A 15,654-nucleotide genomic window follows, 5' to 3' on the forward strand; every position below is an offset into this window, starting at 1 on the left:
ACCGAATCTCGCGGTTCGCAACGATATTGGTGATATCAGGCGGCGTGGGTCTGGCCGGTGTGAGTGTTACCGACGGGACGGCACAAGCGACTGGCCCCAGCTATCAGGGTGGTAACTGCCCGGGCGGGATGACATGTACTCATTGGTGCCCCGGCGACCCGCCTCTCCCAGGCAGTCAAGTCATTACCTGGGACTGGAACGTTTGCCACGACTGGTATTGGACTTCTGAGGGTGTCATCGACATTGACTCCAACACCATTTACCCGTGGCACGGCAGTCCGCATCAGGCTCCCCCGCCACCTCCGCCTCCACCTCCGTATACGCCTCCGCCGCCGCAGCCATTGCCGCCGGATTGCCCACCGTGGGCCCCCATCCTGGCGCCGTCGCGGTGCGGCGGGCTCTAGTGGGAGGCAGCCGCGTGAAATCTCCAATGTGAAGATTGGTGGCGTGCCGGATTGGACTTATCAGCCGCTGCGACCGTTCGCCGAGACGGTACTGGGTGAACGCCGCACCCGAGTCCTGGCGTTGCGGTTCCTCGCTACGCTGATCCGGCACGCGGGCGGTAGGCGATGGATCCCGGTGGTTTTCGACTACCCTGACCCGCCGCCCCAATGGGCGGGCCGGTTCGGCGCCTCGGTGCCGCCCTGGATCGCGGCAGATGCCATCACGGTGCTGGCGGTACAGGGCGCCAGTGTCGTCGAAATCAATCCAGTTGGACTGGCCGACGTCGGAGCCGTGCGCCATGCAGCCGCGGGACGGCACTGCCGCGTCACCGTCGTCGCCGACAGCGCCGAGGCGCGTGACGCGATCGCGCCGGATGTCGACGCCGCCACTGCCGGCGATCCCGACTATCCCCTGCTGCGGCTCTCGGCGCCGAAACTCAAGCCGGCTGTGGACGCACTGGCTGATCCGTCGACGACGGTTCTGGCAGCCCCCTCGGTATTGATCGCCGCGGGACCGGGTTGGTTCAACCGGGTAATCGAGGCGGCCACGCCCACGTCGCCGCCGGTATCGCCGCGCAGCATCCCAGCAGATCTGCGGCGTTGGCCCGGCTGGCTGTGGACCGCGCTGGTTGCTATCGGCCTTATCGCGGCGGGTATCGGTGCGGGGGTAATCGCGTTAGGGCCGGTGCTGCTGCAATACGACCGCGACTATCTCGGCACGACGGTAACCGATCTGCATCACGTCAACCAGCACCTGATCGGATTCCTCCAACACGACCGAATCACGATGGCGGGCAACATGATCGGCATCGGAATCCTCTACCTTGCGCTGGCCCAGGCGATGCGGCAGGGCTATCGGTGGGCTCGGCGGGCGCTGGCGATCTCCGGGCTCGTCGCCTTCGGCAGCTACTTCTATCTTTTCGGTACCGGCGGGTTCGTGGAGCCGTTGCACACACTTGTCGTCGTCACACTCTTTCCCGTGCTCCTGATTGCGCTTTCCCGACGACTTCCCAGCCCCCACTGGCCTCCGGTCGTTGAAGGCCCCGAGCCGCAGCGGCGTCGGGCGCTGTGGGGCCAACTGCTCATGATCGGCGTCGGCGGCGGCCTGACCGTGGCCGGGTTCGTGATCTCCATCGTCGGTATGACGTCGGTCTTCGTGCCTACCGACCTGGACTTCATGGCTACCGACGCCGAACATCTGCGGTCTGCGAATGCTCATCTGTTGCCGTTCATCGCTCATGACCGGGCCGGCTTCGGCGGCGCGCTGATCGGTGCCGGTCTGGCGGTCTTGCTGATCAGCATGTGGGGGTGGCGGCGCGGCCAGCGCTGGGTGTGGTGGTGTTTGCTACTCGGCTGCGCCTTCGGCACGATTCCAGTGCTGGTCGTTCATTTCGCGGTGGGCTACACCCACTTCGAGCACCTGTTGCCCGTCTACGTTTTGGTTGCCGCCGCCGTTACGGCGCTGGTGGTGTCGAGGGAATATTTGACCGGGCAAGCGGACTGAGACGGTTCAGTCCGCGTGCTTTGGTGTCCAGGCCGGCGATTGCCCGTGCTTACCGGGGAATAGGAAATCGACGAAAGCCGCTGCGGTGGGCTGTGGTTCATGATTGGCCAACCCCGGCCGCTCGTTCGCCTCGATGAAGACGTATTCTTCGCCGCTGACATCCGGGACAAGAAGGTCGATGCCGGTAACCGGAATACCGATCGCCTCAGCCGCAGCCACCGCAACGCGACACAACTCTGGGTTCACTTCGGCGGTGACATCGTGAATGGTTCCGCCCTGATGCAGGTTGGCGGTTCGGCGGACCTGCAACCGGGTTCCTTCAGGCAGCACATCGTCGAGTGTCCAACCGGCTTCCGCGACCGTCGCCTCGGTGGCGTCGTCGAGGGGGATCTGGGACTCACCACCGGTGGCCGCAGACCGCCGCCGGGTCTCGGCCGCAATCAGGTCGCGCACACTGTGCTTGCCGGTGCCGATGACCTCGGCAGGCATCCGCAATGCCGCGGCAACGACTCGGCCGTCGATCACGACCAAACGAAGATCGTCGCCGGCCACCATCTGTTCGAGCAGCACCTCAGGATGTTGTTCACGCGCATGTGCCAGCGCGGCGGTGAGCTCGTCAGGACCGTTTTCGGCTGTAACACCGACGGTGATGCCTTTGCCCTGTTCTCCGCGGGTCGGTTTGACGACGACTTCCCCGACTTCCGTCGCAAAGGCGTGGTCCTCGTCGTCGAAGGTTGCGAGCCGGGCACGCGGCACGGTGATGCCGGCCGCGGCAACAAGTCGCCGGGTCAAGCGCTTGTCGTCGCACCGGCACATGGCGATCGCGGAAGTGAACTCGGACAGCGACTCTCGGGTAATCACGCTGCGGCCACCGAGAGTGAGTCGCATCTCGCCGGTCTCGGCGTCAAGTATCTCGACCCGAATTCCCCGTCGGAGCGCCTCTTCGGCGATGATGCGCGCGTAAGGGTTGAGGTCGTCGACCGTTGCGGGCGTTGGGGTGAACAACGGCTCGTTGATCGCGTTCTTCCGCTTGATCGCCAACACCGGGACCCGCCGGAAACCCAGCTTCTCGTAGAGGGCAATCCCGGCGGCATTGTCGTGCCCGACGGACAGATCCAGGTACGCGCGGCCCAGTTCCCGGAAGTGCTCAGCCAACTTTCGGGTCAGGGCTTCGCCAATCCCGGGCAATCCGGCCGCAGAATCCACGGCCAAGGTCCACATGCTGGAACCGTGCTCCGGATCAGAGAAGAGCAACTCGTGGTCGACCCCGGTGACGGTACCCACCACGGCCCCGTCGTCATCACGCGCCGCAAGCAGATATGTCACCGCGTCCGCATGCAGATGGTTGTGCCAGATTGTGTCGACCGGTGCGGGGACCATTCCGCAGCGGACCAAGACGCGATTCATGGCATCGGCGTCTTGTCGATCGTTCAGGGTGCGCATAGTCACGCCGGGAAGCGACGATGCTTGACCTTCCTGCGCCGACGAATCAGTGAAGCGGAGTCGATAGGTATGGCTGGGATCGATGAAAAGCTCATTCGGGGCTTTTGCGACGATCACATGGGCCTCGCGCGCGTAGATACAGATGTCGCGCCGGCCCGGAGCCTCCCGTCTGAATGCCTCGGCGACGGTGTCGGGATCGGCGAAGGTCTGGCCGAAAATGAGTCGGCCCCAACCTAATTCGAGCTCAACATCTTTGGCCATCGCGTCCATCAGATGGGTCGGCGCGGCGTCGTGCAGACCAAGTGTGATGGCCTCGGGATGGTCCTCTGCAGGATCGCTAGCGGTCATATCGCACTTCCGTCACAGGGCTGCGAGCAGGTTTTGAGCAGCGCGATCGCCGGAGTTCATTGCCGCGTCGCACCATCTTCTCAGTCGGACCTCGTCGGTGGCCACGAACATCTGTTTAACCTGCCTTGAGGCTGTCTAACCCTACCGCGCGTGCTGGACTCGTCATTCAGCTCGATCGGGCGCTTCGCCGCTCGCGCGGTCGTGGGCCGGTCAACGACGGAGGTGTCAATCCGTTGATGAGTAGGTCTACGAGGTCGTCGCCGAAGCTACGGTCGATCGGTCGGTCGACCACGATGGCCCGGCAAGTGCGGTGCCCAGGAACGCGTCGATGACAAGGATGAGATCGGCACTGTCGGCCATGTGATCGGTTTCGAGATCTTGCACAGCGAAGCGTGCGAAGGAGTGCTGGGGACCTGCGGCCGCATCCTGACCCCGAGGATCGTCGCGCTCACTTCGCCGGGACAGTTGGTGTTGTCGACGCTGGTGAAGTACGAGCACCCGAGCGCCCGAATCATCTGGAGCCTGGTAGGCCCCATCCACCGCATGGTGGAGCAGTATCTGCTTGACTCCGCAACCCGTGGCGCGACGGTCACGCCGTCGCCGGCGAAGGCAGACGATTCAGTGCCTCGCTAGCTGGACGCGTAGCAATTTGGGGTCGATCCCGAAACGCTTCGGCCCTTGGCGTGCATACCAATTGAAGCGAGACAGAATTTCGGAGTCCATGGGTTCGATCGACGCCGTGCCCGGCATCCATTGGCCGCGGATCCGCAGCCGCACCCGGCGTTCGGCGGCAATGTTGCGGACGAAATCCGAGTGCGTCCCGTGCACCGAGATCAACCACATGCAGTCGCCATCCTGCGGTCCGCGCGCCAGCGGCACCTGCCGCGGCTTGCCCGAGTGCCGGCCGACGGTTTCCAGGACCACCCACCACGGTGCCACGCGAATCAGAGACATGTTGAGCGGGTTGGCTATTCGCCAAAAGCGTCTCGCGTTGGCACGTTTCATCGCTGCCCCCCTGCGCTCGGAAAGAAGTGAACACAGGCTCTCATGCCGCGGACTCAACGGCCAAGTGGCGGCGGCGCCGGAAACGCTCACGTCGCATCGTGGATCGCCCTTGGCGGCTGTCCAGCCCGTAACGCGCTGCCGCGCGCAAGAACTCGCGTGTGGCCGTGCTGACAATCTCGCGGAGTGTGGCCGGGAGCTGGCGTGGCTGATCACGCAGTGCGCCGACCGCTGCCCTCGCGAGTCGCGCAACCGTGAACAGCCTCGCCGGGGGCAGTTCGTGGTTGAGCACCCGCAGCAGTTGCCCGGCGGCAGCCTCGCTGCCGGCGATCTGCCGCATCATGGCGGTGATCAGTGGTGTCGACGGGCCCGCCACCCCCATATCCCGTGCCAGCCAGTACATCGCATAGGCGTCGTGGTCGCGCCATTGCCACCACCGTCGCAGGTGAGCATCTGCCTCGCCGTGATCCAGGCCGTTACAGATCGATTCGGCGAGCGTTTTGGCTTGGCGTAGCGCGTCGGCGATGCCCTGGGCGGGAGTGAAGTCCTTGAAGTGTCCGGCGTCACCGACCAAAACCCATCCGGGGCCCGCGCTGCGGCGAAAGTAACCGTGCCAGTCGGTCATCACGCGAATCGGGCCTTGCCGCTGCGCCCCCGCCAACAGATCGGCCAGTTCCGGCCAATGCGCCAAACCGGCGGCGAAGTTGCGTGCTCGGTCGGCATGGAAGTCGCCAGCTTTGGCGACGTCGATACCGATTCCGGCCATGTAGAGGCCGCTGTCGGTCGGGCAGGCGAGAAAAGCCAGATCGCCTCTCCTGCCGATTCGCATCCGCCCTTCGCCGTCGGTGACGCCGGCGAAGTACCCCCACGCCGGTATCCGCCCGGGCGGAGTGGCCAGGTACTCGGCGGCCCCGGTGGATGCGGCAACGACTGAACGGCGCCCGTCGGCGCCCACAGTCAGTCGAGCGCGCACCGGGCCATTGTCTGTCTGCACACCCGCCACGCGGCCGGTGTCGTCAGCGAGCACCCCGGTCACCCGGCACCCGGTACGCACGTCCGCCCCGGCCGCAGCTGCGGCTTCGACCAGCAGCGCGTCCAGGGTCACCCGGCGCACGCATAAGCCTGGTCTACCGAACTGCACGGCGTCCAGGCTCGCATCGATGCGCACGTCCTCGTAGACCAGCGTGAAGCGATCCAGTGGAACGGCGCCGTGAGCCAGAACGGCGTCGAGGACGTCGAGCTCGTCGAGAATCTCGACGCCACATGGCTGGATCACGTGCGTAGACGGCGTCTCGCTGGGAAACCGCGCCCGATCCAACACACACACCCGCAGACCGCGGCGCGCGAGCATCACTGCCAATGGCGCGCCTGCGCACCGGGCCCCCACGATCACGACGTCGTACACGACTCCCCTCCGCTCTCCGAACCGGGGTTCTTACCAGTGGTAAGTCTGCCGGTTTGTGACGAACTTATCAATGGTCAGATCGCTTGGGTATGGTGTCACTCGATGACAACCAGTGAGAGACGGCCATACCACCACGGGCAGCTCGAGCGCGCCGCGGTTGACGGCGCCGTGCAGGAAGTCGAAACGGTCGGCGTCGCCGCAGTGAGCATGCGGCGCATCGCGCGCCGGGCCGGCGTGTCCCACGCCGCACTCGCCTACCAATTCGGCGACAAGACCGGAATCTTCACGGCCGTAGCCGCCGAAGGATTTCGGCTTGCCTCCGAGATGATCGGCCCCACCGCGACTGGGCCGGATGGGTTTTTGCGCGGCGGCCAAACCTACATCGCGTTCGCGCTGACTCACCGCGGCTACTTCGAGGTGATGTTTCGCCCCTACCTATATCGCGGCGACGACGCGAGCTTGATGGCAGCGAGAGACGAAGCCTTCGGCATCCTCTACGGGAGTGCGCGCGCCAGTCTGACCGCACACCGGTCGGCAGCGGTGTCCGACGACGACGTCCGCGGGCTGGTACTGGCGGGCTGGTCTCTCAGCCATGGGTTCGCCACGCTCGCGCTGACCGCCAACCTTGCCGAACAACTCAATGCCGACACTGAAGACCTTGCCGCGCAGATTACCCAGGGCGTCATCACCCTTGGAGAAATAGCGCAACGCCGGCATGCGCCCGATGCCTCAGATAGCCAGCGCGCGTAGCGATCTCGACAGCAGAAGCCGGTGGGTGACCGGCGGTTGAGTTCCTAATGCGACGCTCGTCGTCGGAGAAACCAGCGGGACAGCTCGATAATCCCTGCCAAGGTCAACGCCACGGCAAAAGACGTCGCGAACGCGGCGACGGTGTTGTCGGCGAATGCTCGGCCGCCGACGAAACCGATCATCGTGTTGACAATCGCCCACAGGATGGCCCCGACCGCGTCGAACGCCAGGAACTGACGATAGGGAAAGTCCAGTACCCCGCACGCGATAGTCATCGCCGTGCGACCGCCTGGAACGAAGCGCGCCGCGACCACGAGGGATCCTCCATGACGGTCCAATTCCCGATGCGCCCATTCCAGGCCGCGTTTGCCTTTCTCGCCGCGAGTGATCCAGCGGTGGGCCCAGCCCTCGGCAGATCGACCGATCCAGTAAGCGATGTTGTCACCGAGGAACCCACCCACCGCCCCCATGGTGATCACCCACCCGAGCAACATCGCGCCGTTTGCAGCGAGGATTCCTGCCGTTATGAGCGTGGTCTCGCCGGGCAGCACGGGAAATATGCCGTCGAACGTACAGAAGCCCAGAATCAGCGGATACGCCCACCATGAGTGACCGAGCGCGTCCAACAACCAGTCGAACACTCTATGCCCCGAGCCGCGCCGGAAGAATATTCGCGTTCAGGCGGTCAGCCCCTTTCGAATGAAAGGTTCGGCCTGACCGCGGTCGACGGCTTCATCGTGGTTGGTGGCGGCGCGGTCGAGCAATGCCATTAGGGCCGGCTCGTCACGGACCATCTGGCGATACTTCGGGCCGAGCGCAAGTATCTGATCCCGCTCGTTGAGCAGTAGCCCGAAGATGCGCTCGCGTTCGGCGTCGCTATGGGTGTATTCCGAGTCGAGGTAGGCCATGGCGTGACGTCGGGCGTTGGCGATCGCCGTCTGGGCTTTGCCCTTACGGCTGAGCAGCGACGCGGCCACCGTGACAGCGAGCACGCCGATGATCACTAGCAGCGACAGGCTCGTATTGATCTCGCCGACGTCAATCGGTTTGCCGCTATTGACAAATGGGACGTTGTTCTTGTGCAGCGCATGTAGGACCAATTTCACTCCGATGAAACCGAGGATCGCCGACAACCCGTAGGAGAGGTAGATGAGCCGGTCGAGCAGGCCATCGACGAGAAAGTAGAGCTGCCTCAGACCCAGTAGCGAGAACGCGGTCGCGGTGAAGACGATGTAGACCTCTTCGGTGAGTCCGAAAATCGCCGGGACCGAGTCGAGCGCGAAGAGGATGTCAGTGCCGCCGATGGCGACCATCACCAACAACATCGGCGTCATCGCCCGACGGCCGTCGACCGTCGTGAACAGTTTGTCGCCGTCGTAGTGCTCGGTAGTGCGAATAACCTTCTTCGCTATTCGGATGATGAAGTTGTCGGCCCCCTGGGGATCATCACCATCCCACGTCTTGAGCATGCGGCCGCCAGTGAACAGCAGGACCAAACCGAAGAAATAAAAGATCCAGGCGAATGTGTTTATCAACGCGGCGCCGAGAAAGATGAAACCGGTGCGGGCGATCAGGGCGAAGACGATGCCGAACAGCAATACCTTTTGCTGATCCTCGCGGGGCACCCGGAAACTTGCCACGATCACCAAAAAGACGAACAGATTGTCGACTGACAGAGCCTTTTCGGTGACGTAGCCCGCAAAGTACTGCGATCCGGCCTCCGACCCGCTATGCAAAAACAAACCGGCGCCGAACATGATCGCGACGCCGACGTAGGCGGTCGACCAGACTGCAGCCTCACGCAGCGTCGGGACGTGCGGCTTGCGGACGTGGAACACGAAGTCGAAGGCCAAAAGTCCGGCGATGCCCAAGATCGTCACGCCCCATACCCACGTCGGGACAGTCATGCGCTTCCCCGTCTGATCCTTTTCAAAACTGGCGCGTCGGCCGAGTTGCCGAGCTGACCTTCGCCAACCACGATGCCACAGTGATCATCGACGACGTCGGTCAGCACTTCGGGAGGCGACGCTAATAGGTCTCAGGTCTTTTCGGCGTTCAGCGCCAGTGCGGAACGGATGAGCGTCATGAATGCCTCTTCATCGATCTGGTCGCCCTCCTGGAAATCGATGGCGCGTCTGGTGTTCCCATCGAGGCTGGCATTGAAGAGACCCGCGGGGTCGTCCAGCGAAGCGCCCTTCGCGAAGGTGATTTTCACGACCTTCTTGTAACTCTCACCGGTGCAGATCATCCCGTCGTGATACCACACCGGGACTCCTCGCCACTTCCAGTCCTCCACCACGTCGGGGTCCGCCCGCTTGATCAATTCCCTTATGCGAGACAGCATTTGGCCCCGCCAGTCGCCAAGTTCTTTGATCCTGGCGTCTATCAACTCGGACGGAGAAGCTTTTTGCTTGTCGCCTTTGGTCACTTGATCGTCGCTTTCGGTGGTTAGGCTGTCCCGACATTCTCCAATAGCGCGTCGGCCGCAAGTCGGCCGAGTGCATTGGATGCCAGCGGACTGTCGCCGGTGAGCAATTTGCGGTCCTGGTGGGTCTTGCCGGTCATGTCGTCGTTGAGGACCGTCAATCCTTGTTTGCCTAAGAGATCGGCGACCAGCCACTGCAAATGACCTGGAAGGTAACCGATCTCGATATTCGGTCCCTGGTCCAGCGCGTCGGGGAACACACAGACCTCGTATCCCTTGAAGGGCGACTCTTGCTCACCCAGCGAAGCGGCGAGCAACGCTGCCGGTCCGTGACACAGCGTGATGATGAGCTTGTCGTTCGACAACGCCCAACGCAGCGTCTGCCCCACCGATTGACTGGCCGGCAGCCCCACCACGGCCCCGTGCCCACCCGGGATGAAGACGGCGATGTAGTCGGAATTCGCGCCGAGCTCGTTGGCGACGACATCGGAAAGCTTCTTGGGCTGCTTCAGTTTTGGTTTCAGTGCGTCGTAAGTTGCCAGAACTGCCTCGTCCTCGCGTGGCATGGCCCAGAGTTCCAGCTTGGCTGGATAGCCGGCGATCGTCGCGACGTCCACGTCGAAACCCATCTCCATGATGTGGTGCAACGGAAGCAGCATCTCGACCGGATGGTTGCCGGTCGAGAACATCTTGCCGTTTTGCAACAAGACATAGCGCTCCTCGGTCGCGATCATCAGCACCTTCCACTTACCTGCGGTGTAGGCGCCCTTGTGCTGCACTCCATCAAAATCGGTCTTCGGCGATGTGTACTGACTCAATGAATACGGGGACGGGAAGAACGCGTTGTCTTCGGCGTCGTCGGGGGTGGGGTCCTTGCTCAGCTTGTCTGCGTCGTTCGTCATGCGGTGACGGCTGCCCTGAAGGCAGGCCCGGTAAACCCGATGACCGGTTTCCGAGCCCGCGGGTTCACGGAATGGTGATCGCGATCTTGCCGACGTGTTCCCCCCCGCGCATCACGCGCAGCGCCTCGTCGAGATCTTCCCAGTCGAAGACGTTGCTGATGTGGGGCTTAATACCCGCCGTGGCCATCACCTCGCACAGTTCGCGATGGGTCCGCACACTGCCGACAGTGATGCCGATGATGCGGAGATTGTTCAACATTACTTCGGTACCTGCGATTGGCGTCATGTCGAATCCACTGAGCACGCCGATCACCGCGATAGTGCCTCCCATCCGCGCCGAGTGCAGCGACCGCGCCAAGGTATCGGGGCCGCCGAGGTCGACGACGAGATCCGCTCCACGGCCGCTGGTGATCCGCCTGACCTCCACATCCCACTCCGGATTGGTGCGGTAGTTGACGAGATGCGTTGCGCCCAAACCCGATCCGATGCTGAGCTTGTGGTCCGAGGACGACGTCAAGATCGTGGTGGCGCCCAGTGTTCGGGCCAACTGAACCGCAAACAGCGACACTCCGCCGGTGCCCTGCGTTACCACCACATCGCCTTCGCGAATGCCGGCTTCCTTCAGGGCGCTCCACGCCGTCACGCCCGCGCATGGAATCGTCGCGGCTTCGACGTCGCTGAGGTGGTCGGGAGTGCGGACCAGGCCGTCGGCGTCTACGACTCGATATTGCTGCAGCCAACCGTCGCAGGTATCGCCGGGCAGCTCCCGCTTTGCCTCTGGCGTGGGCGGCCCGTCGCGCCAGGAGGGGTGAAACGCTCCCATGACACGCTGCCCGATTTGCAGGTCATCGACCTCCGGACCGGCGGCCACCACCACACCCGCCCCGTCGCTCATCGGGACCCGCGGCCACGGCCCCGGCAGAAGGCCCATCAGATTGATGTTGTCGTGGAAGTTCAGGCTCGAGGCGTTGACCTTCACCAGCACCTGCCCGCGACCAAGCTCCGCCACCGGCCTTTCCATGGCCACCGGAGGCGCGCCAGCTTCGGTCATGACCATGGCCTGCTGACGGTCCGGGATATTCATGCGAAACCTGCCTTCTCACCTACTAGCTGCCAATTTTGTTGACCTGGTGCCTTATTCATCACAGCACCCCATGACGTCGAGTCGGCATGCGCACGAGGCACGAATCGGCACATCGGCTTGTGCGGCGGCAAGCTCGAGTTCTATGCCGACGACAGCGGCCTCCGCGGTACGGCCAAGCCGCTGCAGACATTCGTGATAGCCGTGCAGGCTCCACACGTTCCTGGGGTGCTGGCACGGCCTGGCTAACAGCGGGTCCAAACCCAGATCGGCGGCATACACGGCAGCCGCCTCTTCGATGTGGCCTTGTTCTAGCAGCAATGCGCCATACGCGTGGCGCGTTGGCTGCATCCAGCCCCATGGCTCGTCGTAGGGCAGCGCATCGTCGAGGTCGACCGCGTGCCTCAGATGCCTGAACGCCTCGTCGAAATCACCTGCACGGTAGGCGATCTCGCCGTCCAACATGGCAGCGGCCACGGCCAGGATGTCTCGGCTGGTGTTGTTGAACATGTACCGGGAGTCCGGAACTCGGTCATATGCCTGGCTGAACGCCGCGCGCTCGGCGCGTGCCTGCGCGAGTTGCCCGGTGGCCGCCAGCGCGACCCCGCGTCCGTAATGCATCGTCGCGGCGGTGGTGCAGTACAGGCGGCGGTCATCGGGCAAAGGTTGCGCGATCAGCTCATCCCAGCGCCCGAACCGCACCAGCACATGGGTCCGCAACGGAACGAACGCCTCGAGCCAATCGGCCATTGGCGGGGATTCAACTGACAGCAGTTCGGTTGTGAGCTGGCCGGCGAGCTCATCGGCCGCCTCCAACGCGATCTGCGACTGTCCTTGAAACATTGCCGAATACACGACGAAGTGCAGATCGTGCGCCCGGTAGAGGGAGTAGAAGTTCAATGGGCCCTCCCGGCTCACAAAGCGCCGGTCCGCCTGCACCGCAGCAATATTCGCTACCACCGAGCGGTGGTAGTCGCCGCACAGCACGTCAATATGGCTGGGCATGTGCTGCAGATGGCCGGCGTCGGGAACCAAGTCGCGCAATAGGTCGGCGGCCGGCTTTGCCTTCTCCGGGGTCGAGGACATCTCCATGGTGTGCAAATACAGGTGCAATATTCCCGGGTGCTCGCGACCCTCCGGTCCGTCGAGCGCATCCTCGAGGATCCGCTTGGCCTCGACCACCCGGGAGCCGGGGGCCGGCTCACCGGTCCGGGTGTCCCACAGCGCCCATGCCGTCACATTGACCAGCGCGTCGGCGGCCAGCGTTTGCACGTCGATGTCTTTCGGATACGCCGCGGCAAGCGCGGTCATTGCGTCGGCGTAGGCAACCAGACCGGACTGCAGGGCATCCGTATCGTTCGGGTCGTCGGTAGGAAACCGGGCCTGGAGCGCGGTGATGAGCTCTCGTTCGGCGGGGCTGGCCCGGCCCCGCGCGGCGAGGCGGAGTTCCCTGCGCGCGCGGGCGAGTGACGCGCTCAGGTCAATCGGGTCGAAAGCCTCCCACGCCTTGTTGTAGTTGGGGCCAACCGAATACGCGATTCCCCACCGTGCAATGGCCAAATCCTGGTCGAGTTCCAGGACCCGCTCGAAGCAACGGATCGCCTCTTCGTGGTTGAACGCATAGGCCCACACCATTCCGCGGTCGAACCAGGTTTGCGCTTGCGCGGAAGAGGTGTCGATCGGCCGGTGGTAGGCACCGAGATCGAAGTACTGCTCGTCGGCAGTCATGTATGCACACTACTAAGGGTGCGGCGAGCCGCTGCTTCGTTGGTGACTGAGCCTGTTTCGCCGCACCTGGTTGAACGGCACACCGCGGTCGGCGGCGTATTCGCGCGGAAGGTTCAAGACCCGCTCGGCGATCACGTTGCGCGCCATCTCGGTGGTGCCGCCGCCGATGCTGGCAATCTGGCGTCCCATATAGCGAGTGCCGACATCGAGCAGCTGCGCCTCATCGTCGACGACGGCCGCTGAGCCGGCCACCTCCAGCGCGGCATCGGTTTCGACGTCGTGAACCGCAGCCATGTACAACCGGATTATTGATCCGGCGGCAGGTGGCAGTGCCCCGCTCGCTACGGCGTGGTAAACGTGCTCGCTGAGCTGCCCGTGTACGGCGCGGTGGACCAGGGCCCGGCCGACCAGATCCCGGACGTGTTCGCTTTCGTCCCGGTCGGCACTGCGGGCGACCGACATCAGGTCGATCGAAACATCCTGCGCCTCAGCAATTCCGGGACCGCTGGTGTACTCCGAGCCGTCGCCCATGGTGCGGCGCTCGTGATACAGCTGCCGCGACGCGACCTCCCACCCTTTGCCAGGTTCCCCTATCACGGCATCGTCACCGACGTCGACGTCGTCAAAAAATTCTTCGCAGAACTCAATCGAGCCGTTGACCTGCCGAATGCGATTGATCGTTAGTCCCGGATGTCGAAGCGGCACAAGGAACATCGTCAACCCGTCGTGTTTCGGGACGGCCCAGTCGGTGCGGGCCAGGCACAGGCCGTAGTCCGCGGCGAACGCCCAAGTGCTCCATGTCTTGGCGCCGTTGATTATCCAGCGTCCGTCTCGGCGGTCGGCACGGCACGGGTGATCACACCGGCGAGGTCCGAGCCACCGCTGGGTTCCGACAACAGCTGCACCAGCACTTCGTCGCCACGCAGCGCGGCCCTGATGTGACGGCGCTTCTGCTCTTCGCTGCCCATGTCGAGGATCGTCGCGCAGCAGATGGCGAACGACGGAACGTTGAGAATGAGCGGCGTCTCGTAATCGAGAGATTCGGCGTCAAAGGCCTTCTTGTACTCGTAACCCAAGCCAAGCCCGCCGTACTCGCGCGGAAAGCAGATTCCGGCGAATCCCCCGTCCCAGAGGATTCGCTGCAGTTCTCGGGCGCGCGCCCAGGTGTCTTCTCCGTCGCGCGTGCGAATCGCCGGATTATCGGGATCCAGCCGCGGCAGGTTTGCCGCCAACCAGGACCTGGCGCGGCCGCGGAATTCCTCGACCGACTCAAGCGCCACGTCGCCCGATTCCTGTGCACGTCATCGCCGATGGCCTCCCGCGGATTGCTGGGCGATCGCCCAGCAATCGTCTAAGACTGTACCGGACGGGGCGGCAGACCGCGCGTGGATGGTTTACAGTTTTTGAGTGAAATGTCACGCCCGCCCGGTATCGGCATGAACGCCGCCACGGTCCTGGTCACCGGGGCGTTCGGACAGATCGGCCGACGGTGCACCCGGATATTGCTGGACAGGGGACGAACCGTCATCGCGACGGACCTGCGTACCGACGACACAGCCGCGGTCGAGAAGAAGCTGTCCGGGCACCCTGGAAGCCTGATTCCGGCCTACATCGACCTGCGGGATCCAGCAGCAGTGCATGAGCTGATCCTGACCCATCGGCCCGACGCCATCGTCCACCTCGCCGCGATCGTGTCGCCCCCGTCATACCGCAATCCCGGGCTGGCCCGAAGCGTGAATGTGGGTGGCACCGAGAACCTGTTGGCAGCGGCCTCGTCGCTGCCCGACTCACCACTATTCGTGATGGCGTCCAGCGCCGCGGTGTATGGGTCGCGCAATCCCTACCGCTATCCGGACCGGATCACGCCCGACACGCCCGTGGACCCCATCGATCAGTACGGAGAGGACAAAGTGCTGGCGGAGGCCGCCGTCCGCGCCAGCGGTCTACCGTACGCGCTGCTGCGGCTTGGCGGGGTCATGTCGCCCGACGCCCACTTCAACGGCGACTATCTGCTGCTGGTGCGGGCTACGCCCGGTGACAACCGCATGCACATGGTGGATTCGCGCGATGCCGCGCTGGCATTCGCCAATGCCGTCGACCGCGGCGCCAGCATCGCCGGCAAAGTACTGCTCATCGGCGGCAACGAATCGTACGTGAAGCTGTATCGCGACCTCGAGGACGACATCATGGCCGCCGTCGGCCTAGGCCGCCTCGGCCCCTCGGCCAGCCTGCCCGGCGATCCGACGGATGACCGCGGCTGGGCTTTCACCGGGTGGTTCGACACCACCGAATCGCATGCGCTGCTCGACTTCCAGCAGCACGACTGGGAACAGTCCGTGGCGTGGCTGGCCGAATCGCAGGGCCGCTTGCGGGTAGTCTTGCGGGTCCTGGGCCCGGTCTTGCGCCCCGCGATGCGTGCGGTCCTGAGCGTGCAGCGCCGCGCCGAGCGACGCGGTCCGTATGCCGACCCGTGGACGCTGATCGCGAAGAAGTATGGCGCCGCGGCGCTGGCCGGCCCGGACTGACGCGTAAAGCATTGCCGGCAAACACATCTGCGGTAGCACCCTTGAGGTGAAGACTGGCGTAAAATCTGTGTACAAACCGCCCCCCAGCACGTATTCGT

The 15,654-nt window shown here is 64.0% G+C and carries 13 protein-coding genes and 1 pseudogene; 4 read left to right on the forward strand and 10 right to left on the reverse strand.

All coding sequences use genetic code 11. The features are described from left to right. Positions 1 to 447: 447 nt before the first annotated feature. Entirely contained in the window at positions 448 to 1,947 is a 1,500-nt protein-coding gene (locus A9W99_RS23305; protein ID WP_067383948.1) for a hypothetical protein, read from the forward strand. A 6-nt stretch (positions 1,948 to 1,953) separates the two neighbouring features. On the opposite strand, the gene ngg is transcribed toward A9W99_RS23305, so the two are convergent. Further along, a complete protein-coding gene (gene ngg / locus A9W99_RS23310) occupies positions 1,954 to 3,738 on the reverse strand; it encodes an N-acetylglutaminylglutamine synthetase (RefSeq protein WP_067383951.1) in 1,785 nt (594 codons plus the stop codon). Positions 3,739 to 4,098: 360 nt separating this feature from the next. On the opposite strand from ngg, the gene A9W99_RS23315 reads away from it, so the two are divergent. Beyond that, positions 4,099 to 4,371, forward strand: coding sequence for a hypothetical protein (locus A9W99_RS23315; protein ID WP_067383954.1), 273 nt, complete (start codon positions 4,099 to 4,101; stop codon positions 4,369 to 4,371). On the opposite strand, the gene A9W99_RS23320 is transcribed toward A9W99_RS23315, so the two are convergent. Then, positions 4,357 to 4,692: a nitroreductase family deazaflavin-dependent oxidoreductase gene (locus tag A9W99_RS23320; RefSeq protein WP_172828936.1), complete on the reverse strand. Its 336-nt coding sequence runs from the start codon at positions 4,690 to 4,692 to the stop codon at positions 4,357 to 4,359. The genes A9W99_RS23315 and A9W99_RS23320 overlap by 15 nt on opposite strands. A gap of 91 nt (positions 4,693 to 4,783) precedes the next feature. Further along, the gene (locus A9W99_RS23325) at positions 4,784 to 6,145 is read right to left on the reverse strand and encodes an NAD(P)/FAD-dependent oxidoreductase (RefSeq protein ID WP_067383959.1); all 1,362 of its coding nucleotides are present in this window, start codon (positions 6,143 to 6,145) and stop codon (positions 4,784 to 4,786) included. Positions 6,146 to 6,247: 102 nt separating this feature from the next. Between A9W99_RS23325 and A9W99_RS23330 the strand changes: the two genes are divergently transcribed. Beyond that, a complete protein-coding gene (locus tag A9W99_RS23330) occupies positions 6,248 to 6,895 on the forward strand; it encodes a TetR/AcrR family transcriptional regulator (RefSeq protein ID WP_067383962.1) in 648 nt (215 codons plus the stop codon). Positions 6,896 to 6,939: 44 nt separating this feature from the next. On the opposite strand, the gene A9W99_RS23335 is transcribed toward A9W99_RS23330, so the two are convergent. From A9W99_RS23335 to A9W99_RS23365, 7 genes and pseudogenes are all read right to left on the reverse strand, one after another. Next, positions 6,940 to 7,536 carry a DedA family protein gene (locus A9W99_RS23335; RefSeq protein ID WP_067383964.1) on the reverse strand — a complete coding sequence of 199 codons (597 nt, stop codon included), beginning with the start codon at positions 7,534 to 7,536 and terminating at the stop codon, positions 6,940 to 6,942. A 36-nt stretch (positions 7,537 to 7,572) separates the two neighbouring features. Continuing rightward, entirely contained in the window at positions 7,573 to 8,802 is a 1,230-nt protein-coding gene (locus A9W99_RS23340) for a TerC family protein (RefSeq protein WP_067383967.1), read from the reverse strand. A gap of 131 nt (positions 8,803 to 8,933) precedes the next feature. Next, the gene (locus A9W99_RS23345) at positions 8,934 to 9,323 is read right to left on the reverse strand and encodes a DUF1801 domain-containing protein (RefSeq protein ID WP_067383970.1); all 390 of its coding nucleotides are present in this window, start codon (positions 9,321 to 9,323) and stop codon (positions 8,934 to 8,936) included. 20 nt (positions 9,324 to 9,343) lie between these two features. Next, positions 9,344 to 10,222 carry a glyoxalase III HchA gene (gene hchA, locus A9W99_RS23350; RefSeq protein WP_067383972.1) on the reverse strand — a complete coding sequence of 293 codons (879 nt, stop codon included), beginning with the start codon at positions 10,220 to 10,222 and terminating at the stop codon, positions 9,344 to 9,346. A gap of 64 nt (positions 10,223 to 10,286) precedes the next feature. Then, positions 10,287 to 11,306, reverse strand: coding sequence for an NAD(P)-dependent alcohol dehydrogenase (locus tag A9W99_RS23355; protein ID WP_082930164.1), 1,020 nt, complete (start codon positions 11,304 to 11,306; stop codon positions 10,287 to 10,289). A gap of 51 nt (positions 11,307 to 11,357) precedes the next feature. Continuing rightward, positions 11,358 to 13,031 carry a tetratricopeptide repeat protein gene (locus A9W99_RS23360; RefSeq protein ID WP_067383975.1) on the reverse strand — a complete coding sequence of 558 codons (1,674 nt, stop codon included), beginning with the start codon at positions 13,029 to 13,031 and terminating at the stop codon, positions 11,358 to 11,360. A 12-nt stretch (positions 13,032 to 13,043) separates the two neighbouring features. Then, positions 13,044 to 14,311, reverse strand: a pseudogene (locus tag A9W99_RS23365) (acyl-CoA dehydrogenase family protein). Between the two features lie 156 nt (positions 14,312 to 14,467). Between A9W99_RS23365 and A9W99_RS23370 the strand changes: the two are divergent. Then, positions 14,468 to 15,556 (forward strand): NAD(P)-dependent oxidoreductase, encoded by a 1,089-nt coding sequence (locus tag A9W99_RS23370; RefSeq protein ID WP_067383978.1) that lies wholly within the window; start codon positions 14,468 to 14,470, stop codon positions 15,554 to 15,556. The last annotated feature ends 98 nt before the right edge of the window (positions 15,557 to 15,654 follow it).

This window comes from Mycobacterium sp. 1164966.3 (assembly GCF_001665395.1).
Taxonomy (GTDB): domain Bacteria; phylum Actinomycetota; class Actinomycetes; order Mycobacteriales; family Mycobacteriaceae; genus Mycobacterium.